Genomic DNA, 20,169 nt, shown 5'->3' on the forward strand with positions numbered 1-20,169 from the left:
CGCCCTCGTCGTTTGCGGCGTCAGGATGGATGCTGCACGACAGGCAGCAACGGATTCGGATCAGCACAGAGCAGCACGCGCTGCCTGGCCTCTAGTCGATGCTGTTTTCGGCCGTTAGAATGCGCACCTTCGATGCGCGATCGTTGCACCGGGATATGAATGTCTCGGCATCCGGTGAAAAAAAACTGAAAAAAGTATTGACGGCCACCGCTCGAATCTGAATAATTCCGCTTCTGGCTTCGGCGCTTTCCACTTCGGTGGTTAAGTGATCAAGGCAAAAGTTTTACAGCGCGCCCGTAGCTCAGTTGGATAGAGTACCAGGCTACGAACTTGGTGGTCGGGAGTTCGAATCTCTCCGGGCGCGCCAATTACAAGCAGGCAGTGATGTTCGCATCAAGGCTTGTGTCCACAGGGCAGAACATCGTCTCGTGGAACCGGACGAAAGATGTGTTCGGTGTGCTTCGATACGGATTGACTGGGCGAAGCGGCACCCGTAGCATTTCAAAGCTTCGGCATTGCGAAAGCAGCTGAAGGTTCGAAATCGGGGTATAGCTCAGCCTGGTAGAGCGCCAGCTTTGGGAGCTGGAAGTCGTGGGTTCGAATCCCTCTGCCCCGACCAAGCAGTTGCTGTGCACCCGAGTGCATTGCGCCTGTAGCTCAACCGGATAGAGCATCGGCCTTCTAAGCCGACGGTTGCAGGTTCGATTCCTGTCGGGCGCGCCAGTACATATCAAAGGTTATGGTGGGCGTAGCTCAGCTGGTTAGAGTACCGGATTGTGATTCCGGATGTCGTGGGTTCGAGTCCCATCGTCCACCCCAAATTTAAAGTTCAGGGCCGTTAGCTCAGTTGGTAGAGCAGTTGACTCTTAATCAATTGGTCGTAAGTTCGAATCTTACACGGCCCACCAATCGGAACAGGCACTTAGAGAAATCTAGGTGCCTGTTTTTTTGCGCACCGTAAAAATGACCGTAAAAATAAATTGCCGAAGTCAGCGTATGCGGTGGGGTGGCAAGGCACTTTCACGCGTCTGCTCGTGCACCGGTTTGCGGTCTTCGCAGACCGCCAGGTAGTAGCCGAATGTCTCGGTCGACTCCCAAGGCCTGGGTGTCCAGAAGTGCGGCTTGTGCTTCTTCGAGCAGGGGTTGAACTTGGCCGGCGGATCGCCGGCGCCATCGAACGTCTTGTAGTGCGCACAGTCATCGCACCACGGATGCACCTGCTCGTCAGGTGGTTGGTTCTCCCGGCGCACAAGCTCCGCGAGCAGTTCGCTCTTCGGGATCGAAGCCAGCAGCCTGCGTTGTTCCTCGGTCATTGCGCTTTAGTGATCCACCGGGGCGTACCGCCCATCTTCCGGGCACCAATTGCACTTCTCGCAACGGCGCTTTCCGTTGGGGCAGCGGCACAGTCGGTGCCTTCCGCAGTTCGGGCAATCTTCCGAATCGTAGTCGCCAAGGCGCCACGCTTCTTCCCGTACGCGCTCTATGCTGTCGTCGTAGAAGTGGCCCGACGTCATTTTCGGGTGCCGCGGCCGCTGCCCGCCGGGGCAACCACGGGCACCTCATGGTCATAGCGTTTGACCATGCCGGGATCCACGTGGCCGCCAGAGGTTTTGTCCTCGGAGTCGGTGATACCGCGGTGCTTCAAGCCATGCAGCGAGAAGCGCTGATCCTTGGTGATCGCGCCGTCGCGAATTGCCATCTGGATGAAGCGCTGCCATGCGCTATCGAACGTCGAGCGGGTGACCACTTCGTTCTTGTCATTTAACGTTGCGAGCGTCTCGCCCTTCTGGTTGACCAGCACGGGGCGGTCTTGGGGACGGATAGGGTGCTCCCTCTTTTTCCGCTTCCATATGTCTCGGCGATAGGCGATCGCCGCATCCCATGCCTCGCGAAGCTCAGGCGACCAGCTCGTGATGTTGTCCTTCGAACCTTTCCGGCGGCTCGTGTAAATGCCCTCGGCATGGTCGTCGGCGTCGCTTAAAAGTAGCGCTTCAATGCCACGCTGCCGGCACCGATAAGTGAGCACCATCGCCGGCCAGATGTATGGCGGGCAGCTGCCTTTCGTGTGTGCCTTCCGCGCGCCGCGCTCACGCGCAAACGCGATGACGGCCTCCATGGCTTCTGGCGTCGGCATCTTCGAATCGGCAACTTCGGTTGCAGCATCGATCTCATGCGCGGGGTTCGCCCGGACGCGCATGCGTTTGCGCTGCATTGCCCAAGTAAATAGGCGGCCGAGATAGCGCTTTACGTGGTTCGCCATGGATGGCGTTTTCTTGGCTATCTCGTCGACGATCAGCTGCACGTCTGGCCGAGAGAGCCTATTGGCGACGAGAAGATCGCCCGTGCCGCTGACCTTGGTCTTCAGCCTTGTCAGGCGCGCCAGGCAGTTGTTGTAGTCGCGCTGCGAGTGCGGCGACAGCTCATTCCACTGGTCGGATGCCTGGAACTCTTCGTGCAGCCAGCGAATGGTGCCGGTGCTGTTAGCTGTGTTCAGCTCCTGCAGCACGTGGTGCAGATCCGCGAGCGTGGCGCTGGCGCCCGCAATGCGGCGGCGCGTTGCCTTTGCACCGTCCTTGATCAGCGTGTACCAAACGCGATCGCGCGAATCCCAGTAGGCACCGGTGGGCAGCTTCGCCTGGTCGATGTGCTTGGGCACAGTCGGATCGAAGCGACGAGGGCGGCCGCGCCTCACAGGATACTGCCCCCGTAGGTCTCGTCGTTCCCCGCTGGCGTCAGGCCGCCGGCGGCGTTTATCAGCTCGCGAGTCGTCCACGGACCCTCCTTCCCCAGGAAAAACCGCACGCCCTGTTTAGTCAGGCAGCGCTCCACGTCACCGGCTCTATCGTAGCCAGTCAGCGTGCGGAGGTCGTCAGTGGTCAAAAAACCGTCAAGCATGGCTCTCTAACCCTCAGATTTCCTTGAGGTTGGCCGCTCTGGGCCAATCGCTGTGCTCGCGGCCATCAAGTAGGCGGCCGGCCGGACGCCTACCGATTCGTACCGCGCCCAGGCCGGCGCCAAAATCATGGGTGTCGCGCCCAGCCGCGCGCGCTGAGAAATGGGGCATATCTTGCATTGGGTGGAACCACATTCCGGAGAGGGCCGGCGCCCACTCACCCCACTGCTTGAAGAAGAACGGCACGCCGGCGGCGGCGCATTGATCGCGCAGTGAGCGCGCCCATTCGGGATGCATAGCCCGCGCGGCCGGGCCGGACTCACCACCGACGACGACCCAATCCAAATGCGAGCCGTACTCGTACCAATCGCCGAATCGTTGCCAGCGCAAGCCAGTCAAGGCATCGATGCCGATCGCGGGCGGGCTGTCGTCGTTGTCGACGTCTGTCCAGTACTCGCGCGGTATCTCTCGGTGAGCGGCTCCGTCGCATATCTCGGCAAGGTCGACGGAGCCCAGCAGTGGTTCGCACGAGAGCCAACGCACGGCCGCGGGCACTTCCAGCAACTTCGGAATGTCCCGGTCGGCCTCACCCTGATTCGCGACGGTGGCGCCCAGCCACACATTTGCCGGCGCGTTGCCGTTGCGCCAATGGTAGGCCAGAAAGTCGCCCGGACGGCTTGCCAAGCGTGGCCGATCCGCGATCTCGGTGACCATGCGTGAAACGTTGCCGATGCGCTTTGTGAGCAACAGCCAGTCAAGGTTGGGCGTCGAGGCGATCAGCTCGAAGAGTTCGCGTCGCCATTCGATCGGCACCTCGTTGTCGAACACGTCGGCCAAGCTGGCGCAGAACACGCGGCGACGTGCATCGTTCATCGCAGCTGAGGATCCGCAATTGCCGCAGCCGATCAGCTCGGCGTCGCATTCACCACGCCAGCCACATTCCTCGCAAGCCATGAAGCGCCTCGCATTCCAGCGCAGCGGCAGCTTCCAGTTCGCGGCCGAGGTCCGATGGCGCGGCGCGCCAGCGCCCCAGGCAATGCCACCGGCGCGTGCCGGCGTGCTGCGTTCCGCGTAGCAGTGGTCGCACGCAGGCGAAATCTTGGTGCAGCCAATCCACGGGTTAAACGTGGAGTCGGTCCATTCGATCGAGCTTCGCTCAGCCACGGACGGCCTCCAGGAACATCTGCGGCGTCATTTCAGACGCGATCGCGTTGTCGAAGTCGTCCGCGACCGGCAGTCCCTTCAGCTTCTCCAGGAGTTCATTGCCAGCACGGTCTCGGAGGAACCGATAGAGCGCTGCCTGGAGCTGTATTGTCGCCAGCCAGTTCCGGCCGCAACGGCGACCGCCGATCACAACCCAGTGGCCGTCGTCCTCAATCACCTCGGCAAGCAACCTCCGCGCAAGTGCCACGGTGCCAACGAACGCCGCGGTGGCATCACGCTTATGTGCTTCATTAGAGGCCTCCTGGAGAGCCCGAAAGGCCTGCTCGATTCGGTGGTCAGCCATGTGGAGTGCTCGACTCGTCGTCATGCACGCCGCGGAAGGGCCCAGCGAGGAGCAACGACTGCTTAAAGCCCTCGGGTGGCAGCTCCTTGTCGATCTTCATGCTGTACACCTTGCCGCGAACCACCACCAGCGGGACTTCGAACTCCGGGTGTTCGCTATCGGTGCCGACGTAGAAGCCATCAGTGGTTAACATCGTTCTCACCTGTGGCTGCACCATATCGATCACCTCGGCTTGGCCGAGAAGTATGGGATTACGACCCTTCATTGGTGGACTCCTTGGATTTGTAGGGCACGACGTTCTCGAGCTCGCGCGTGACACCGCCGGCGGCGCGGAACTCGCGCCATAGAAGTGCATGGCCAGGGCAGTAGTGGATGTTCGGGGCGGCTTCGAACGCGTGCCCGTGGCAGAGCGGCATATCGCAGGTCTTGTCGTCCCCCACCGGGTAGTCGCACAGATAGGTGCCGACATCGCCGCAGTTGGCGTCGCCGCAATGTGGGCCGAGGTCGCCGCAAAGAATGGCCTTTCCACCGTCCTTGCGATGGATCGAGTAGCAGGGCATCACTTCGCCCTCATGCCGCTAGAGTGTTTCGCCCAGCAGGCCGCGCACAAAGGCGAGGCGATTGTAAAAATTGGCGTGCCGCAGCCAGCGCATACGATGCAGGGGCCGCTGGGTGACGGCGTTGGGCTCTGATCCTGATGCACGACAAGGACAGAGCCGCTGGCGGTGTGCTGCGCGTAGACGGTGGTGTCGACCCCATTGGCACTATCCATTCCGACTCGGATCGGCGTGCGGCCGGACCTCATGTACTCCGGATCCAGGCGCACCCATGCAGTGCCGACGCGCATGATTTCCGTGTAGATCGGATCGTGCGGGTCAAGGCCTTTCGTCAGGTCTCCGACAATCACCGCGTAGCCGAGCACCAGCTCACGGTACGCATCGAGCATCGACTGGTGCTTCTGCACCTCGGCGCGCAACACGCGGAGGGCCTCGCCGGCGCGGTGCGGCAGTGGGCAGTCCTGGCTGGCCATGGCCATGGCTTCGTCGAGGGTCATGCCGCGGTGCCTTCGTGGACTTGCGCGGCCGCAGCGCGCATCAGTGCAAGGCCGAATGGCTGCAACTTGGCTACCGACACCCATTGCCCATCGGCGTGCTTCGCGAAGATCCAGCCCTCCCAGCGACCGGGCTCCATGCCGACTGACATGGTTACTAGTGCACACCCTGGAGCGACATCGGCAGGGGACGCTTCACCTGAGCGGTCATGTTCGATCGCGCTATCCGGGTCCATGGTCCTCCAGTCCGGCCAGGCACGGCCCTCGTTCTTCGCCTGCTTGGCCACCAGCGCGTCGATGATTTGCTGTGGTGTGGCGCCGGAGCGCCAGGCGCCGTCAAGTGCGAGGATCGCAACATCGATCCATTCCGTCAGGTCGGCAGGCGCGGACTCGATTTCGTTAAGTTCCTTCCGGATGTGCGCGACGACACCCTTAGCGCGATAGCCGGGGCCGAAGGTACGCTCGGAGAAATAGCGCTGGCGCAGTAAGTGCGCCGCGAAGTCGAAAGCTGGGGCATCGGTCACGAAGTCGTGCAGTAGCTTCTTCTCGATGAGCTGATCGCGCTCCAGGCGAGCGAAGATCAATGTGCCGAGGTCGGTCAGGGCCTCATGTTGTCGGCCGAGACCTTTTGTAAGCAGCTCCGCGAGGCGCCGTTCGGCGGTTTGGGTGTTGATGTATCCAGGCCGCTGATCGGCCGGAGTCGGCAATGTCAACGGATGCCCCCAGGGCGCTTTAAATCCGGCGGCATGTTTATGGCCGCCGCCACCGAATTGCTGAGCGATGGCAGCGACGTCGACGCCATCTGGCGCGCTCCGCAGGCTGTATTGACGGCCAGATCGGGTATCCCAATAGATGGCGGCGAAAGGCTGGTCCTTGGCCAGCGCGGCGCCGGCTTCGCTTGCCATCATGGGCGGCAGGTTGATCGTTGGCACCAGATGGCCGCCAATATCGGTTAGCCGCGCGCTCGGCAGCAGACTCTCGATGTCCTTGTCATGCTTGCGCTGCAAGGCGACACCTTCGTTGCGCAGGTCATCGATCGGTCCCCACATCAGCCGGTCCCAGACCTCGAAGTCGTGCGGGTAGCTGAACACCGCTGCCAGGATTTCCTTCGTGTGCGGCAACTTCCATGTCCACAAATCGCGATCCTGGATGTGCAGCAGCAGCTGTGGCGGCAGTTCGTGCCCGAAGAAGTGCTGCCAGGCCAGCATGCAGCCGCTGCGCTCCATGTCGAACGTGGCGATCACGTTCTGCGGCAAATCGCCCAGCTGCTCGGCCGCCGTCTTGTGGTGGTCGAGTACGACGATCTGCGTCGCCTTCTCGGCCATCGCCAGCAGCACGTCGCGCGAATAGCTGAAGTCGACGATATAGACGATACGGCCGGTGACGTCGGGCGGCGTGCTGCCATAGGACGCGGCGACGAAATCTGCGCCAGGCTGGGCGCATCGAACTGCCCACGCTGCGGCGAAGCCATCGGTGCAGTTGCCGTGGTAGATGCAAAGCGGGGTCGAGTTAGACATCGGCTTGTTCCTGGGAGGTGGCATAGCCCGGGTGTTCGCTCGCCATGTGGCGCGCCAGAGCGGAGAAGGTGCGGTTGCAGCAGGGGCAGACACCGCGGCCGACGCGGGCTTTGGTCTTCTGCAGGCGTGTGCTGATGCCCTTGCGGGCTCGGCGCTGGTAGTCGAGCTGGCGCTCCGTCTCGGCGCGGCGCGTGCGCTCCATATCGAGAGCGCCTGCCAGGCGTTGAGCGCGATCATTGTCGGACTCGCCCATAAACGCCCTGGGATGGCCGTTGGGGCAGTAGAAGGTGCGCTTGTCCGATACCCGACGGCGGTACATCTCGTCGGTCATTGCGAACTGGGTGTGGCATTCACCGCAGGTGAGCACCGTGAACGTCAACTGGTGCAGAAAGGTCTGGGCCATTTAGGTACCCGCCTTTCGACGCGCGATGTACTGCTGCCAGGGCACCTTCACTCCATCGACCAGGAAGCCCCACGACTGGCGCTTACGGCCGGTGATGAAGAGCGTCCAGGCCTCTTGGCCAGGCTCCAGCGTTAGGTAGTGCCACTGCGTGGCGAGCATGCGCCGGAACGAGCCGGCCGTGTAGCGGCGCAGGAAACCGGTCACGCCACTGGGGTCGAGCGGCGTCACTTCGTTGTACCCGCCGCGCAGAATCAGCGTGGCGAAGTTCCAGGGGTGATCATGAAACACGCGCTCGTCGCTGCTGACGATGCGGTGGATCCGGATGCCGAAGCGCGGGTAAAGCTGCTGGCGGATATCGGCGAGCTGACCGTGCAGGCGATCGCGCGCTGCGGGGCTCAGGTACTCGTCCTCGGCAATGCGCCGCGTCAGCTTCTCGACCTGCCGCTGCAGCTCCTGCCAGTTGCTGGGCATGCCGAAGCGGAACAGCCAGTAGCGCTCCATGTAGAGCCGGCCGTCGTCCTGGTAGAGGTGGAAGTAGGGGGTGCGCATCGCGCGGCGAATACACCAGTCGCCGAAGGCGCGGAACGCGCGGGCTTTCAAGCGCTCGATCATGTGGGCTTGTGATCGCGGCAGTGATGCCGCTCCTCGGGAAAGTGGTAGAGATGGCCGATTTCGCAGGAACCGATGGCGGCCTCGGGATTGATGTCGCAGCGGATGTAGAGCTTGCAGTTGCCGCACACCCGGGGACGGCGCGCCGCTGCGGCGGCTTCAGCTTCCGCGGCGAGGCGCTGCACTTCGGCCCAGGAAGCCTGGATGCGCTCGTCGCGGCTGGCGCGCCGTCCCTCCATCGTCAGACCGCCGCGCGCTCGATCAGATCATCGATACCGCGAACGGCCTGCAGGACGCGGCTCGTCGCGTCGTCGAACTGGCGGACCAGGCCGACGTCGCTGGCCGGCGTGTCATTGGCCGTCTTCTCCGACTGCGGTGCCTGCGCGTGCAGCACCGGCGTCAGCTTCGCGGAAAGCGTCTCCAGGCGCGCGTGCAACGTGAACAGCGCGTTGTCGAGGCGGTCGGACGCGGAAGATATCGGGGTGGCCGCCGTGACCGCGGCATCGTGCGACAGGTCCTTGTCGAAGCCGGGCGCATTGATGGCTTCCATCAGGCCCGTGGCCGGGTCGTAGACGATGGCGTGATCGGTCGCATCCGGCGGCAGCTGCTCGCCGGTGGCGGCGATCTTGGCGAGGCCGCGATACAGCCAGTCCGGCCGCGTCAACAAGCTGTTGGAGTTGGCCGCGCTGGCCTGTCCGTCGCGGAATCCGCTGGCGGCGGCGTCGGTCATGTCGCCAGCGGAGAAGCCGCCGGCGCTTTGCTGTTCGTGATTCATGGTTGCCTCTCGAAGGGAGGGAAGGGTGTCGGCGCGGCTAGCGCACCGATGGCAGAGAAACGATCACTGACTGGCCGGCGCCGCGCGCCGCACCGGCCGCGCACGGAACCGGTAGCTGGCGAGGTCGCTGCTCACGAGGCCGTAGTTCAAGCCGACGAAGAAGAACGAGCGGGCAGAACCCGTACGTCCTTCCTTCTTGCTCCACGGCGTTTCGGTGGCCGTCCAGAGGTACTCGCCAGCGGTCTCGAAGACGGGCGGCAGGCAGGGCTTGCAGCGATCCAGGTCGAGAATCGTGAGTAGCTCGAGCCGCGTCGGCATGCGCCAGTCGGTGAAGCCGCCCAGGCGACAGTCGGCGCACGCCTTCACCGCGCTGTCCCATTCAAGCTTCTCCGTCTCTTCGGCCCACATCAGGCCGGTGAGCGGATCGGTGATGACGCCCGTCTCGAAGTTGTGTTCGAAGCGGTTCGGATCCGGGTTGAGGAAGGCGTCGACCTGGTCGGCGACCGACAGCATGGTGAGCGGCTTCAGCGCGGCAACATCGAAAGGCGTCGTGATGGTGATGTGCGCCTTCTGGATCACGATCTGTGGTGTGTTCACCTAAAGTCCTTGGCCGGAAACGCCGGCGTTTTGGTGGAGAGAAAAAGCAGTGGCCGGTGCTGCAATCGACTTCACCCGGCTTTCCGTCTGGCTGGCGATGAGCGGTTCCTGTAGTCGGCGCTGCCAACAAGGGCTTGAGGGCTTACGGCCTAACAGCGCTCTGCCTCCACAATCCCCGCAGGGTCGGTCTCATCGGCATGCGCGTCAGCCCGCGCATTCACTGCCGTACAGAGCAGGGCACTCGGGTTGGGCCGCTACGCCCGTTCGCTTACCCAGTGCTAGTAGGAATCCCCCCGAGTGTTCACCGGCTCGGTTACCGGAAACTCCCGAGTGCCCTGCTCTGTGCCCCGTGCACCACGAGGCGAGGTTGGCCGGATATGCCGCCGGCCACGGCTCTTGCCTAAGAGCAGCCGTTACTTGCCGACGTTGAACGTGCCGATGGAAAGGGCGACGCGGTCGCCGAGCTTTTCGGCGAGCACCGACTTGAACTCGCGCGCGATGGCCTCGACCGTGGACTCCTTTCGGAGCCAGCGCAGGACCAGGTTGGGTTTGTCGACGCCGTTACCGGTGAGGACGGACAGCTTCAGCGCGAAGCTGCGCGAGGAGAGTCCCTCGTACGGCTCCGTGGCCAGGCGGAAGCCGGTCGGCAACGCCTCAGCGCCGGAAGCTTCGATTTCTTCCATCGCGCTGCGGTTGGAATTGAAGTCGCCGGTGGTGTGCGTGGATTCGGCCTTGCTGCTGATCTTCATCTTGCGGATCGAGGCGATAGCCCGCTGCAGCGACGAGTTGTTGTCGTCGAAGTCGGCCACGAGGACATCGTTCCAGTCCTCCAGCCAGTTGATCAGCGCGACCTGGCTCTGCGGCTTGCCGTCGATCTGGTTCAGGGCCTGATACGCCGCAGTGGCCTTCATCCCCAGCGAGCCGGTCCAGTCACCGTGCCCGGGCGTGTTCGCCGTGCCGAGATTGAAGTACGCAACCGCCCGCATGCGATCGACGTCGACGAACGCCGGAACGACGCTGGCCTCCGCCACCGTGCAGACGTAGGCGCAGTAGTCGTCGAGCGACGACGTGTCGAAGCTGCCGCGGTAGCGAAAGCGGCCGTCCTGGAAGGGCTCCAGCGAGGTCAGCTTCTGGTTGTCGTTGAGGATGGCAGCGATAACGGTGCTGCCGACGGTGAGGAGGCGCTTGCCCGCGGCTTCGACAGCGGTGTCCTGGATGAGCTGGATGTTCTCCATCGGTCAGCCCTCCGCCTGCTGCTGGGAACCCTTGAACATCGGCTCCTGCTTGTCGGGGAAAACGGAGAGCTTGCCGCCGGTGCCGACGTACACCGGCGTCTCGGTGCTGTTCTCCTCGGTGACCCGCCCGTTCGGCGTGGGCTTGGCCATCTTGATCGCGTGCTTGACGTGGACCTGGTTGCTGGAGCCGATCTGCTTAATGTCGAACGTCAGCACGACCTTGCCCGGCTTGCCGGTGGTCACGGCGCCGAGCGCGCAGTCCGCGAGGCCGCGAGAGACCTTCTGCAGGAACACGCCAGCGTCGAGCTCACCGAACAGGTCGTACAGCTCTGCCTGCTTCATGGGTTACTCCGTGGTGGTGGTGGGCTCACGGGAAGTGAGCGGAGGCGGAACGGTGGGGCGGAACACGCCAAGGTCCTTCGGCCGGGGGCTGAGGATTCGGGCGATACGGCGAAGCAGGGGCTGGCGCTCGTTGAGCGCGCGCGCGGAGCCGAGCGCTGCGCGCGCGGCGTGGCCGTGGTCCTGCGTGATGGGCGAGGGCGCGTAGCGCACGTCGTCGCCCTTCTTGTGGATGCCGCGCCGGCGGTAGTTGTCCCGCTTGCCGTAGAACTCGAGCGCATGCGTCAGCAGCGCGATCTGCTTGCGACCGAACATCAGGCGTCCCCTTCCTTCGGCAGCTCGTTCGGACGACCGGGCAGGGCTACCAGCACGAAGCGGCCGTTCACCAGGCGCACGCGCGGCAGGCCGGCGCCGAGGTTCTCGCGCTGGCGCATCTCCTCGGCATGTCGCTGCGAGTAGCGGGCCATGCGCTCGGCGGGCGAGGGCGGCGTGTAGCCGTCCATGTCCTTGCGGCGCGCGCGGAAGATCTGGAGCGATGCGATCACGGCAGGGTCTCCGGATAGGTGCCAGCACCGGCGGTCGCCACGGGTCGGAGGGAGGGAGGGGCTACGACCGCCGGGCTGGCGTTGAAAAAAGAGGACCCGCCGGTGGTAGGAGGCCGGGACAGGGGGGCGACCGGCGGGGGCGCCGGCGGGTCCAAACTGATGGGCTGATCGAACGCGGCGAAGAGCGCGCGCGTGGCACGCGCAAGCCTGTCTGCTTCTTCGAGCTGAATTTCGATCTGCTCCGAAAGCGGGAGCTCTTCGATGCAGAGGCAGCTCATGTGCTGGCGCCTCCGGTGAGATGGCGCGCCCAGCTGAAGGCATTCTCGCTGTGGTACGCAGCGAGCTTGCGCAGGCCATTCGCCATGGCTTCGCCGAGCAGGGGTTCTGCGTCGGCGACGGCGGCGCACTGCAGCGCGCGCTCGCATTCCTTGGCGTGATGAATGATTCCTCGCTTCGCGGACTTCACGCGGAGGGCGTTGGCGGCGCGGACGTTCATCGCGGCACCTCCCGTCCGGCCGGAAGCTCCGGCTGCGGGATGTCGAGGTGCAGGAAGTCGGCGACGCGGAGGAGACTGTGCCAGTCGAGGTTCACCACACCCTGGTTGAACCAGATGCCGTCGGCGTCCTTCGAAACGCGTACGCGGCCCTTGTCCCCGATGAAGAGGGCGACGCGCTCACCGTTGGGATAGCCACCGTGGTACAGCGCAGCCGTCGTGGTGACCGACGTGTCGTAATGGTCGATGTCGATGACCAGGGTCAGGCCAGATGGCAGGGTGAGCTGCAGGGAGCTCTTCGAGTCCGGCGCGCGGCTCATAGCAGGCCCCACTGATCGGCGGCCAGCACGGTGGCGATCCACCAGATCACCAGCAGCAGGAACCACTGCGCGACTTCAGGCACCAGCGGCGGGGTGTTGGGCAGGTCCAGTTCCCAGTCGATAACCGGGTCATACGGGCGCTCGGTCACAGGCGACGGAGCCGGTTCCTCGGTAGGCTTGAAGAGCTGGCGGACGGCTTCGATTGCCCGCCGGGCCAGATGTGCAGGCGATGTGAAAATCGGCTGATTACTGTGGACCATTCCCATGGCACACTCCCTTTCGCGACTGGAAGGGATTGTGTTCAAAAACGAACAGTTCTGTCACCAGTTTTGGTGAAGCGTATTCAGCTTCCGTTTAGACACGCGTGCCAATTGTCCAAACAAGGAGTGCACCGATGAACACCCGTCGAAGGATCGTTGCCTTGCTGGTGTCCACCGCCATGGCGGCGCTGACCTGGTCCGGATCCGCCGCTGCCCAGGATGCAAACGGGCTCGGCTCGAGCTGGCCGAGCGCGGCCGACGCCAGCCGCAGCGCCAGCTTCCACGCGTACCGCTGGGTGCGGAACGGCGTCTCGTACGTGCAGGTGAATGACCGCAATGGCGCGCCTCTGGTGGCGCTGGCTGCGGCTGGCGGCACGGTTATCGTCCTCCCCATCGGCTCAGCCGCGGTGAAGATCGTCCTGCCTTCGCCTAGCGTTGCTGGCGCGCCGGTCTATACCGACGAAAGGGTGAGCATCAGCAACGACGGCAGTGGCTTCACGGTGCAGTCGCTCGAAGCGCAGCCGTGCAGTGACCCGATCGAGTGCGCCAAGATCAACAGCGCGGCGCCCGCCTCGCCGCCGGCGGCCACACTTCGCACCATGAGCGCGCAGGACACCTGCACCGATCCTATCGAGTGCGCGAAGTGATCGAGATGGGGGCGTCGCGGCCGCGGCGCCCCATTTAAGCCCGCTGGGAATCCAGCAGCAGTTGGGCTTCTGCTTCCTCGTCGAAGAGAAGGGCGCTGACGTAGCGCCAGCAGTCATCCCGTGACTGGCGCAGCTCGCCGCCGTAGGCTTCCGCCAAGTCGTACAGGCCGTCCATGGAAGCACGGTCTACGGTGCGCACCTTGGACTGGCCTTCGTCCACCGGCCTGGCGCAGATTCGCATCCTGAGAGCGAGCCATTGGCGGCCGTTGCTCGACCCGACCCTAACCTTGATCTTGATGGAGCGCACCGTGCCTTCGCGCATCGCGTGCGTCAGGCACTCATGCACGATCTGGTAGACCGTCTGCTGCGTCCCGATGGCAATGCCACGGACGCTGCTGGGCATGTAGATCCCGACCTCCTCACCAGCCTGGCGGATGCTCTCCAGGATCGGCGCGCAGGTCAGTGCTGTTCGTAGCCCGTATTCCTCCAGTAGCGGAGGGAAAAGGGCCTCGCGCTTGCTGCGCAAATAGCTCCTCGCGCTGTGCAGCATTCGGAAGTGCTGACTGAGGGCTTCGGCTTTGGCCAGCTCACTAAACCGATCGAAATGCGACACATCAAGCGACTTGGCAAGGTCGTCCAGAGCTTCGGCCTTGTATCGCCGCATGAGGTCCGGCATTCGGTTCTTTCGCTGCAGGGCTTTCCTCAGAAGATCCTTCTCGGCGGACTCGCGAAGGAATCGATCGCTGGACCGAGTCACGAAAACGCCAGCCAGCCAGGCGCAGATGCTGAAGGCGATCGCGATCTGCTGTACCTCGACCACTCCAGGCTCTCGTGTACTGGTGTTGGTCATTGCGACGCAGCAGTTCGCAAGGACCAAGCCCAACGCCGCTCCACGTGTCCCGTAGAGTCCCGCAAGCAGAATGGGCGGAATTGCCGAGAGGCCCACGCGTAGCGTCCAGAGGATCGGCGCCGGTATTCCCGACTTGGCAACAATGACCAGTGCCACGCACGGGCTCAACAGGAACAGCGCTGCCTTGATTGCCGGCGCCAGGTCGACCTGGCGCGCGGCGCCCCAGGCGAGTTTGAGCGGCGCTCCTCGGAGCACATCACGCAGGACAACCCGAAGCTTGCGGCCCAGTAGTTGGTCCCGGGCGGCTGGCGCGCCGGCGTCGAAGGCCAGCTTCGCGAACCCGATTAAAGGGATCACGGTGATTCCGCCGAGGAAGGTGCCGCAGAAGTACCTGGCCAGCAGGCCGAGCATGGAGTCGCCCGAGGCGCTCACGGGGATCGTATAGGTTGACCACACCGCCACGCTGGCCAACGGCTGGGCCATTGCAGTGACGAAGATCGCGCCCAGCAGCAGCCGCGCATCGCGCCAAGTGGGCGCGACCACGTTGAGCTTGTGCTGGTAGGCGAACATCGCGCCCGGAAAAATCACCAGGGGCTGCAGGAGGCTGTAAAGGAAGACGTAGCTCGGGCTGATGAAGGTGTGCTCGCGAAACGCCATCACGGCGCTGCCCAAGTTCACCAGCAGATCGGCTGCGAAAATGGTTGGCCACCGGCGCGGGCTCGTAATCAGCAGCACCGCCAGGCGCAGGCCGACTGAGAGGTTCAGATGGGACGGGGTGTCCTTCAACGCCCAGAACGCAGCTGCGTACAGCGCGCCTATGACGATCCCCCGAAAAGCCTCCCCCGGCTTACCCATAATGTCCCTAACCCCTGTTGGCATGGTCGTTCACGCGCTCGCTGGCGTAATTTTCGTGATGACCCTGCCGTGAATTACAAACCCCTCGAGCTCCTTGCCCTCAAGCTCGATGGTGTCTTCGGATTCCTTGGACCCGCTGATTCGCAATGCGCCTGCGCGGGGTACGGTGATCCGCTTGATATCTGATGTGTTGTGGTACGTGAAAGCGTAAAGACCAGGTCCCCATGCGTCGACGTCGGTGGCATCCAGATCGATGAACGCAATGCTGCCGATATCCAGCTCCCCGACGTTGCTCTTCGTCCGCTTAAAGGCGCATCGAGCACGATCCGGAGCGATGCCGACGTGAAATGCGAACCAGGACTTGGGAAGCGCTATCGGATCATCTAGCCACTGGTAGCGCTCGTACAAGGGGCCCTTCGGAAGTTCGAACCCGTCGAGCACTTGTATGTGAACCATTTCACGTTTGTGGAGCGGGTCGTTCCGGAGGTCGCGCCAGCGAAAGGCATCGGTAGAGACGCCGAAATAGGTCGCAAGCTGATCGATTGTCCTGGCCCCGCCGTGGTAGTTCGGCTCGTTGAGCACCCGGTGGCAGGTTGTGTAGGAGACGCCAGAAGCGTCGGCCAGCTCCTGTGGGTTCTTGAGGCCGCGCTGCTCCATCAGGAACTGCGCGTTGCTGGCGAGATAGCTGATCTTCGGATTCGGGGCGTTCATTGCCGCATCGTCCTGTATTTCAATTTTGAACAACATCTGCGCCAGCATTGGTGTAACCAGTTTTGGTTGACGATTGTTCGATTATGAACAATTATGCGCCGCATGACACCCCAAGAAGCCGTGTTGTTGCTGCGCCAGGGCGGAATGAGCGACCCGAGCATCGCGAAAGCGGTCAAGGCGCGCGCCCCGAAACTCATGATCAGCGCACCCACCGTGAACCGCATTCGCAATGGCCGCGGATGCTCCTGGAGGACAGGTAACGTACTGATTCAATTGGCTCAGTTGCAGGAACTGCAGAGCCGTCTGGGCGGCGCAGATGAAGGCTCCGAGAACGACGCCGACGGGGCAGGGCCGTGATGACCTGCACCCGGGGAATGACTGGTCAGACTTCGTTCATAAATGAGCGACCGACCAGGCTCTGTTGCCGATCACTGCGGATAGCGGTCGACGAGAGCAAGAAACCGCTCGTGCGCCTCATCGGCGCCAATGGTCCCGTTCTCTTCAAGCCGGTGCAGCTCTTCCAGTTCGGAGTCCCAGTTGGCGCGAGCCGGCTGGAGCTGCCGCTCGCGCTCGTCCCGTCTGTAGCTGGCCTCGCGGTCAGCGCGCAGGGCATCTGCCTGCTTCTCCAGCCGGTCGCCGTGCTTGTAGGCCGCAACCGCAGCGATGGCAATCAGGAGCCCCAGAGGGAAGAACGCGGCCAGACCGGCCAGCGCCGCCGGAATGCCGGCGAACACCGCCCAGCCCTTGAAGCCCGCCCCGTCGTTGCTAGCCATACGCCCCTCCCGGCACCGGCCCTCCCCGGACGGCAGGATACAACGCCTTCGTATTCACCGACCTCGAAATGTGAACCTGGGGCCGTCTGCATCCCAGACCTCCGGGACCTTTTCGTCGATGACGTGACCGAGCACCCGAGCCGCGGGTCGCATAACTGCGACGATGCAAAAGAGGGGGTCCAAAAGAGCCCTCACTTGCTCCACGTCGACTTGCGCGAGCAACACGGGCCAGGAGTGCACCGTAGTGCTCAACTCTCGGAGGCATCGTTTCGCATCCGTGAACGCGTTCTGGATGAGTCCTGCTTCTTCAGGGTAGAGGTCCGCAAGCCACGGCCTGTTGTCGCTGTACGCAGGCAGTTCCATTGCGCCGAGCTTTTGTATCCCTTCGACCGCCATGGATCCGATTGTGGCGCGACCAGTTCGGAAGTCGTATTCCAACTCACCAGGGAAGTGCCGGAACCTGTTCTGCTCGTGCAGCTCCTTCGTTGCTGCATCTGGTTCGGTGCCGATTTTCTCCATCACGCGCAGGCAGATGCGATAGACGCGGTTTGCTTCATCCGCGAGGCGGACAGCCTCCTCAAACACCGGCGGCAGCATTTGCACTGCGTAGCGGCGTCGAGCCTTTTGCTGGCGCCTCTCTGCGAGCTTCGGCACGACGAACGCGGCGATCACTGCCAGCGCGGTGGCCGTTGCACTGGAGGCGTTCCAGAAGACGGCGGGCCTGAGGGTCTCGGTCCAGAAGCCAGCGGGTTGGGCGGTGTGCGCCACGGTGCCTGGGTGAGCTGGTGCGGCCGTCGAAGCATGCGGAGGCACCGCAGCGATCGGATGTGCTGGCGCCGCGCTGCTGGCGCGCGCCGGCTGTGCTGCAGCCTGGTCCATGTGAATTCTCCCCGTGTCCTAGCGGGGATGATGCTGGCGCGCCGCCCAGCCGACAAGGAGGCCTGCCATGGGCGAGGCTGACCGCACAATGATCCTGGCCCAACTGGAGCGCATCGAGCGCCAGCTCCTCGTGGTCCAGATAGAGGCGCTGCTGCTACAGCTCTACTTTGCCGAGCGCGAACTGCGCGCTGCTCGGAACACACGTAGGTTCTCTGCCTCTGCCGCAGCGGCGCTCGCCTCCAGTTCGTTGTCGGCAACGAACTTCAAGGCTGGCGCCAATGTGCCGGACCCAGATGCCCCTTATCGCCGGGTGACAGCTACGTTGGCCGCGCTCCAAGCAAAGCAGCCATGGTGGCGTCGAATGCTGCTTCGCATCGCGCGCCTAGTTCGAGGTCAGGGAAGTACTTCGCCATCCGCTCCCCCTCGTCGGCGCGGAGGTCAGCTATGACTTTCTGGAACTGCTCCCAGGTACTTCCTTCCAGTGAGGCGATGAGTCCGATCAGTGCTGTGCGGTACGCCAGCCTTTCGGCGAAGAGCTCTATGGAATCAATCTGTTCTCGGTTCAAAGTCATGGTGGCCTCCGGTGGCCTGGTGGTGGCTTCGCACCTGCCAACCTACCACCGGCGGGCCGCCACCCAACGCGGGCAGGGGGCGGCGTGATCTATTACCACCGCTACCCCGCGGACTACGCGATCGGCGCCGGGGGCCTGTCCATGATCGAGGACGGCGCCTACGGCCGCCTGATGGACTTCTACTACGGCAAGGAAGAGCCGATCGAGCACGGGCGCCGGTACAACGTGGCGCGCGCCACCAGCCCCGCCGAGAAGCGCGCGGTGGATGCGGTGCTGGCGCAGTTCTTTAAGCGCGACGGCGATCTCTGGCGGCACCACCGAATCGACGAAGAAATCGCAAAGGCTCAGCCGCGAATCGAAGCGGCGCGCGCCAACGGAAAGAAGGGCGGGCGGCCTCCAACGAAGAAGCCACCGGGTAACCCACCAGGAAACCCGCCGGGTTTCCAACAGGTATCCCAGCAGGGTGCCCAGGGGAAACCCGGTGGTGAAACTGGTCATACGTCATACGTCAATAACTCCGTAGGTAGTTCTTCTACGAGCGCAGATACCTCGCAGGCGACCGACGCCCAGGCGCGCGCTGTGGTCGGCCTGTGCAAAGTCCTCCTCAAGCTCGGGATGCGCGACGTGCATCCAGCCAGACCCGAGCTGCTCGAGCTAGTGGATCGCGGCTGTACGCCAGAGCAGGCAGCGCTCACTGCGGCGGAACTGGCGCTGAAGAAAGCTGGGATGAAAGACGACCCGGACTTCGATCCCGAACTGCTGGAGAAATTCGCCAGCGGCTGCAAGCAGCACGAGATGCACCTCACCGATCGCCAGTTCGAAACGCTGCGCAACAGCGTGCCGAGCCTCGGCTACCTCAGGTCAACGCTCATTGGTCGCGCGCATGACGCTGCGCGCAATGGAGACGGAAATGCAACGGTTAACTTCGGTGCCTACGGTGGACCGGCTCGCCCGGGTGGCAACGGCGGTCGACGAGAAGGGGTTGGCGCACGCGCAGAGCGTGCGCGCCGAGCCACGGACGGCTTCGGAGAAGACGAAGGCTACTGACCCGGGCCCGATGCCCTCGCGCGGCACGCTGCGCTCGCTGTGGTCCAAGGCGATTTCAATCTACGGGATCCACTGGGCCAATCGCTTCGGCGAGACGCCGGAACACCTTTCCGCCGGTGAATTCCATCAGGCCGGCGAACTGACCGACACCGGAGCGACGTGGCGCGAAGGCCTAGCTGGCCTCACCCGCGAGCAGTTAGCGCTGGGCCTTCGCCGTTGCGTGATGAGCGCCAGCGGATACCCGCCCACGTTGCCGGAGTTCCGTGCGCTGTGCCTGGGCGTGCCGTCGTTCGAGAAGGTGCAGCTGGTGCTCACCAACACGAAGGGCCAGGACGAAGCCACTGCCGGCTTCGTTCGCCTGGTCTGGCGCTTCCTGGATGCGTATCGCCTTGCGCGCGCCGACAAGCGCGACGCCGCGCAGATGATCCGCGGCGCCTACGAACTGGCGCGCACTTACCGGATGGAACTGGGCGACCTGCCGGCGCCACCGGTCGCCGCCATCGGACACGAGAAGTACCAGAAGCCCACCCGGGCGAGCGACGAGACGGCCGAACGGCACCGCCAACGCATTGCGGAGCTGCTCGGCCTGCAGGACGAAGCGGCGGGCGATGCGCCCGCGCCCACGGACACACCGCAGGAAATGCAGGCATGAGCGACAGGAAGAACGAATTGGTGCTGGCAGCGCTTCGTCGCGCCGGCAAACCCAGCGGGAGCGAGGAACTGGTCGACGCGGTGCAGGGGCTGGCGCTGGCGGAGCAGTGGAGCCCCGGGCATGTCGCCGACTTGAACCGCCGCAGCATCGCCAAGCGCCTGCAGAACATGGCCAGCGAGGGGCTGGTGAAACAGGCCGGTGCCACCACGGACGACCGCGCGCGACGCAGCACGCCGCTGTTCGTGCCCGCCAGTGGCTGGGATCCGCAGGCGCTGGTGCCCCCGCCGCCGGCCGGCCCGGACGATGGGCGCCCCGCGCGTGGCGGGTACGACGGTCTGAACCGCGCGCAGCTGCTGGCGGTGCTCGATGCCGACGACGAACTGTTCGGCGTGTTCGCTCGGCACATCCAGTCCCTGCAGGGCTTCTTCATCGACATGCAGGCCGCGCGCGAGAAGCACCGCGCGCGCCTCTCTGCGGTTGGCCTGGAGGTGCGCTGATGGTGCGCGTCGTTGGACCAGGTGGGCGTCCGCCGCAGTACCGCGGACCGACGGGCTTTTGCGAGAAGCACCAGCGCAAGTACGAGCTCTACCTCGGTTGCGGTGCCTGCTATGCCGAGCGGCCGCCGGCGCCCGGGCCCAG

The 20,169-nt window shown here is 63.9% G+C and carries 31 protein-coding genes and 5 tRNA genes; 10 read left to right on the forward strand and 26 right to left on the reverse strand.

The window, feature by feature from the left end:
* The first annotated feature begins 290 nt into the window (after positions 1-290).
* The 5 genes from AB4083_RS02910 to AB4083_RS02930 all read left to right on the forward strand — a co-directional run bounded on the left by AB4083_RS02910 (position 291) and on the right by AB4083_RS02930 (position 908).
* Positions 291-367: transfer RNA gene (locus AB4083_RS02910), tRNA-Arg, on the forward strand.
* Between the two features lie 175 nt (positions 368-542).
* Positions 543-619, forward strand: a tRNA-Pro gene (locus AB4083_RS02915).
* A gap of 27 nt (positions 620-646) precedes the next feature.
* Positions 647-723, forward strand: a tRNA-Arg gene (locus AB4083_RS02920).
* 19 nt (positions 724-742) lie between these two features.
* A tRNA-His gene (locus AB4083_RS02925) sits at positions 743-819 on the forward strand.
* A 13-nt stretch (positions 820-832) separates the two neighbouring features.
* Positions 833-908, forward strand: a tRNA-Lys gene (locus AB4083_RS02930).
* 81 nt (positions 909-989) lie between these two features.
* On the opposite strand, the gene AB4083_RS02935 is transcribed toward AB4083_RS02930, so the two are convergent.
* The 21 genes from AB4083_RS02935 to AB4083_RS03035 form a co-directional block, all read right to left on the reverse strand.
* Positions 990-1,313, reverse strand: coding sequence for a hypothetical protein (locus AB4083_RS02935; RefSeq protein ID WP_441606246.1), 324 nt, complete (start codon positions 1,311-1,313; stop codon positions 990-992).
* 197 nt (positions 1,314-1,510) lie between these two features.
* Positions 1,511-2,656 carry an integrase gene (locus AB4083_RS02940; protein WP_441606247.1) on the reverse strand — a complete coding sequence of 382 codons (1,146 nt, stop codon included), beginning with the start codon at positions 2,654-2,656 and terminating at the stop codon, positions 1,511-1,513.
* 32 nt (positions 2,657-2,688) lie between these two features.
* The gene (locus AB4083_RS02945; protein ID WP_441606248.1) at positions 2,689-2,895 is read right to left on the reverse strand and encodes a DUF4224 domain-containing protein; all 207 of its coding nucleotides are present in this window, start codon (positions 2,893-2,895) and stop codon (positions 2,689-2,691) included.
* Between the two features lie 13 nt (positions 2,896-2,908).
* Positions 2,909-4,057 (reverse strand): phage Gp37/Gp68 family protein, encoded by a 1,149-nt coding sequence (locus AB4083_RS02950; RefSeq protein ID WP_441606249.1) that lies wholly within the window; start codon positions 4,055-4,057, stop codon positions 2,909-2,911.
* Positions 4,050-4,400, reverse strand: coding sequence for a hypothetical protein (locus AB4083_RS02955; protein ID WP_441606250.1), 351 nt, complete (start codon positions 4,398-4,400; stop codon positions 4,050-4,052). Before AB4083_RS02955 ends, AB4083_RS02950 begins: the two co-directional genes overlap by 8 nt.
* Entirely contained in the window at positions 4,393-4,665 is a 273-nt protein-coding gene (locus tag AB4083_RS02960) for a hypothetical protein (protein ID WP_441606251.1), read from the reverse strand. The genes AB4083_RS02955 and AB4083_RS02960 overlap by 8 nt, the downstream gene beginning before the upstream one ends.
* The gene (locus tag AB4083_RS02965; protein WP_441606252.1) at positions 4,652-4,960 is read right to left on the reverse strand and encodes a hypothetical protein; all 309 of its coding nucleotides are present in this window, start codon (positions 4,958-4,960) and stop codon (positions 4,652-4,654) included. Before AB4083_RS02965 ends, AB4083_RS02960 begins: the two co-directional genes overlap by 14 nt.
* Positions 4,960-5,454 carry a hypothetical protein gene (locus AB4083_RS02970; RefSeq protein WP_441606253.1) on the reverse strand — a complete coding sequence of 165 codons (495 nt, stop codon included), beginning with the start codon at positions 5,452-5,454 and terminating at the stop codon, positions 4,960-4,962. The genes AB4083_RS02965 and AB4083_RS02970 overlap by 1 nt, the downstream gene beginning before the upstream one ends.
* Positions 5,451-6,968: a dATP/dGTP pyrophosphohydrolase domain-containing protein gene (locus tag AB4083_RS02975; RefSeq protein WP_441606254.1), complete on the reverse strand. Its 1,518-nt coding sequence runs from the start codon at positions 6,966-6,968 to the stop codon at positions 5,451-5,453. The genes AB4083_RS02970 and AB4083_RS02975 overlap by 4 nt, the downstream gene beginning before the upstream one ends.
* Positions 6,961-7,371 (reverse strand): hypothetical protein, encoded by a 411-nt coding sequence (locus AB4083_RS02980; protein WP_441606255.1) that lies wholly within the window; start codon positions 7,369-7,371, stop codon positions 6,961-6,963. Before AB4083_RS02980 ends, AB4083_RS02975 begins: the two co-directional genes overlap by 8 nt.
* On the reverse strand, positions 7,372-7,983 hold the full coding sequence (locus AB4083_RS02985; protein ID WP_441606256.1) for a hypothetical protein: 612 nt from the start codon (positions 7,981-7,983) through the stop codon (positions 7,372-7,374).
* Positions 7,980-8,219, reverse strand: coding sequence for a hypothetical protein (locus AB4083_RS02990; RefSeq protein WP_441606257.1), 240 nt, complete (start codon positions 8,217-8,219; stop codon positions 7,980-7,982). Before AB4083_RS02990 ends, AB4083_RS02985 begins: the two co-directional genes overlap by 4 nt.
* A 2-nt stretch (positions 8,220-8,221) precedes the next feature.
* The gene (locus AB4083_RS02995; RefSeq protein WP_441606258.1) at positions 8,222-8,755 is read right to left on the reverse strand and encodes a hypothetical protein; all 534 of its coding nucleotides are present in this window, start codon (positions 8,753-8,755) and stop codon (positions 8,222-8,224) included.
* A 63-nt stretch (positions 8,756-8,818) separates the two neighbouring features.
* On the reverse strand, positions 8,819-9,352 hold the full coding sequence (locus AB4083_RS03000) for a DUF1566 domain-containing protein (protein ID WP_441606259.1): 534 nt from the start codon (positions 9,350-9,352) through the stop codon (positions 8,819-8,821).
* Positions 9,353-9,765: 413 nt separating this feature from the next.
* The gene (locus AB4083_RS03005) at positions 9,766-10,587 is read right to left on the reverse strand and encodes a DUF2303 family protein (protein WP_441606260.1); all 822 of its coding nucleotides are present in this window, start codon (positions 10,585-10,587) and stop codon (positions 9,766-9,768) included.
* A 3-nt stretch (positions 10,588-10,590) separates the two neighbouring features.
* Entirely contained in the window at positions 10,591-10,929 is a 339-nt protein-coding gene (locus tag AB4083_RS03010) for a hypothetical protein (protein ID WP_441606261.1), read from the reverse strand.
* A 3-nt stretch (positions 10,930-10,932) separates the two neighbouring features.
* Positions 10,933-11,241, reverse strand: coding sequence for a hypothetical protein (locus tag AB4083_RS03015; protein WP_441606262.1), 309 nt, complete (start codon positions 11,239-11,241; stop codon positions 10,933-10,935).
* Entirely contained in the window at positions 11,241-11,471 is a 231-nt protein-coding gene (locus AB4083_RS03020) for a hypothetical protein (RefSeq protein ID WP_441606263.1), read from the reverse strand. Before AB4083_RS03020 ends, AB4083_RS03015 begins: the two co-directional genes overlap by 1 nt.
* A gap of 274 nt (positions 11,472-11,745) precedes the next feature.
* On the reverse strand, positions 11,746-11,967 hold the full coding sequence (locus AB4083_RS03025) for a hypothetical protein (protein WP_441606264.1): 222 nt from the start codon (positions 11,965-11,967) through the stop codon (positions 11,746-11,748).
* Entirely contained in the window at positions 11,964-12,284 is a 321-nt protein-coding gene (locus AB4083_RS03030; protein ID WP_441606265.1) for a hypothetical protein, read from the reverse strand. The genes AB4083_RS03025 and AB4083_RS03030 overlap by 4 nt, the downstream gene beginning before the upstream one ends.
* Positions 12,281-12,550 carry a hypothetical protein gene (locus AB4083_RS03035; RefSeq protein ID WP_441606266.1) on the reverse strand — a complete coding sequence of 90 codons (270 nt, stop codon included), beginning with the start codon at positions 12,548-12,550 and terminating at the stop codon, positions 12,281-12,283. Before AB4083_RS03035 ends, AB4083_RS03030 begins: the two co-directional genes overlap by 4 nt.
* Positions 12,551-12,678: 128 nt before the next feature.
* Between AB4083_RS03035 and AB4083_RS03040 the strand changes: the two genes are divergently transcribed.
* On the forward strand, positions 12,679-13,191 hold the full coding sequence (locus tag AB4083_RS03040) for a hypothetical protein (protein WP_441606267.1): 513 nt from the start codon (positions 12,679-12,681) through the stop codon (positions 13,189-13,191).
* A gap of 34 nt (positions 13,192-13,225) precedes the next feature.
* Here AB4083_RS03040 and AB4083_RS03045 read toward each other — a convergent pair whose 3' ends face one another.
* Entirely contained in the window at positions 13,226-14,896 is a 1,671-nt protein-coding gene (locus tag AB4083_RS03045) for a hypothetical protein (protein ID WP_441606268.1), read from the reverse strand.
* A 30-nt stretch (positions 14,897-14,926) separates the two neighbouring features.
* On the reverse strand, positions 14,927-15,655 hold the full coding sequence (locus AB4083_RS03050) for a hypothetical protein (protein ID WP_441606269.1): 729 nt from the start codon (positions 15,653-15,655) through the stop codon (positions 14,927-14,929).
* 45 nt (positions 15,656-15,700) lie between these two features.
* On the opposite strand from AB4083_RS03050, the gene AB4083_RS03055 reads away from it, so the two are divergent.
* The gene (locus AB4083_RS03055; RefSeq protein ID WP_441606270.1) at positions 15,701-15,964 is read left to right on the forward strand and encodes a hypothetical protein; all 264 of its coding nucleotides are present in this window, start codon (positions 15,701-15,703) and stop codon (positions 15,962-15,964) included.
* A 71-nt stretch (positions 15,965-16,035) separates the two neighbouring features.
* Here AB4083_RS03055 and AB4083_RS03060 read toward each other — a convergent pair whose 3' ends face one another.
* The 3 genes from AB4083_RS03060 to AB4083_RS03070 form a co-directional block, all read right to left on the reverse strand.
* Positions 16,036-16,380, reverse strand: a complete 345-nt coding sequence (locus AB4083_RS03060; RefSeq protein ID WP_441606271.1) for a hypothetical protein — start codon at positions 16,378-16,380, stop codon at positions 16,036-16,038.
* A 54-nt stretch (positions 16,381-16,434) separates the two neighbouring features.
* The gene (locus AB4083_RS03065; protein ID WP_441606272.1) at positions 16,435-17,259 is read right to left on the reverse strand and encodes a hypothetical protein; all 825 of its coding nucleotides are present in this window, start codon (positions 17,257-17,259) and stop codon (positions 16,435-16,437) included.
* A 317-nt stretch (positions 17,260-17,576) separates the two neighbouring features.
* Positions 17,577-17,831: a hypothetical protein gene (locus AB4083_RS03070; protein ID WP_441606273.1), complete on the reverse strand. Its 255-nt coding sequence runs from the start codon at positions 17,829-17,831 to the stop codon at positions 17,577-17,579.
* Positions 17,832-17,915: 84 nt separating this feature from the next.
* Between AB4083_RS03070 and AB4083_RS03075 the strand changes: the two genes are divergently transcribed.
* The 3 genes from AB4083_RS03075 to AB4083_RS03085 are packed head-to-tail and all read left to right on the forward strand — an operon-like array spanning position 17,916 to position 20,027.
* The gene (locus AB4083_RS03075) at positions 17,916-18,878 is read left to right on the forward strand and encodes a YdaU family protein (RefSeq protein ID WP_441606275.1); all 963 of its coding nucleotides are present in this window, start codon (positions 17,916-17,918) and stop codon (positions 18,876-18,878) included.
* A gap of 10 nt (positions 18,879-18,888) precedes the next feature.
* Entirely contained in the window at positions 18,889-19,530 is a 642-nt protein-coding gene (locus AB4083_RS03080; protein WP_441606276.1) for a hypothetical protein, read from the forward strand.
* A complete protein-coding gene (locus AB4083_RS03085) occupies positions 19,527-20,027 on the forward strand; it encodes a hypothetical protein (protein WP_441606277.1) in 501 nt (166 codons plus the stop codon). Before AB4083_RS03080 ends, AB4083_RS03085 begins: the two co-directional genes overlap by 4 nt.
* The last annotated feature ends 142 nt before the right edge of the window (positions 20,028-20,169 follow it).

The sequence above is a fragment of the Dyella sp. 2RAB6 genome (assembly GCF_052115385.1).
Classification (GTDB): Bacteria; Pseudomonadota; Gammaproteobacteria; order Xanthomonadales; family Rhodanobacteraceae; genus Dyella_D.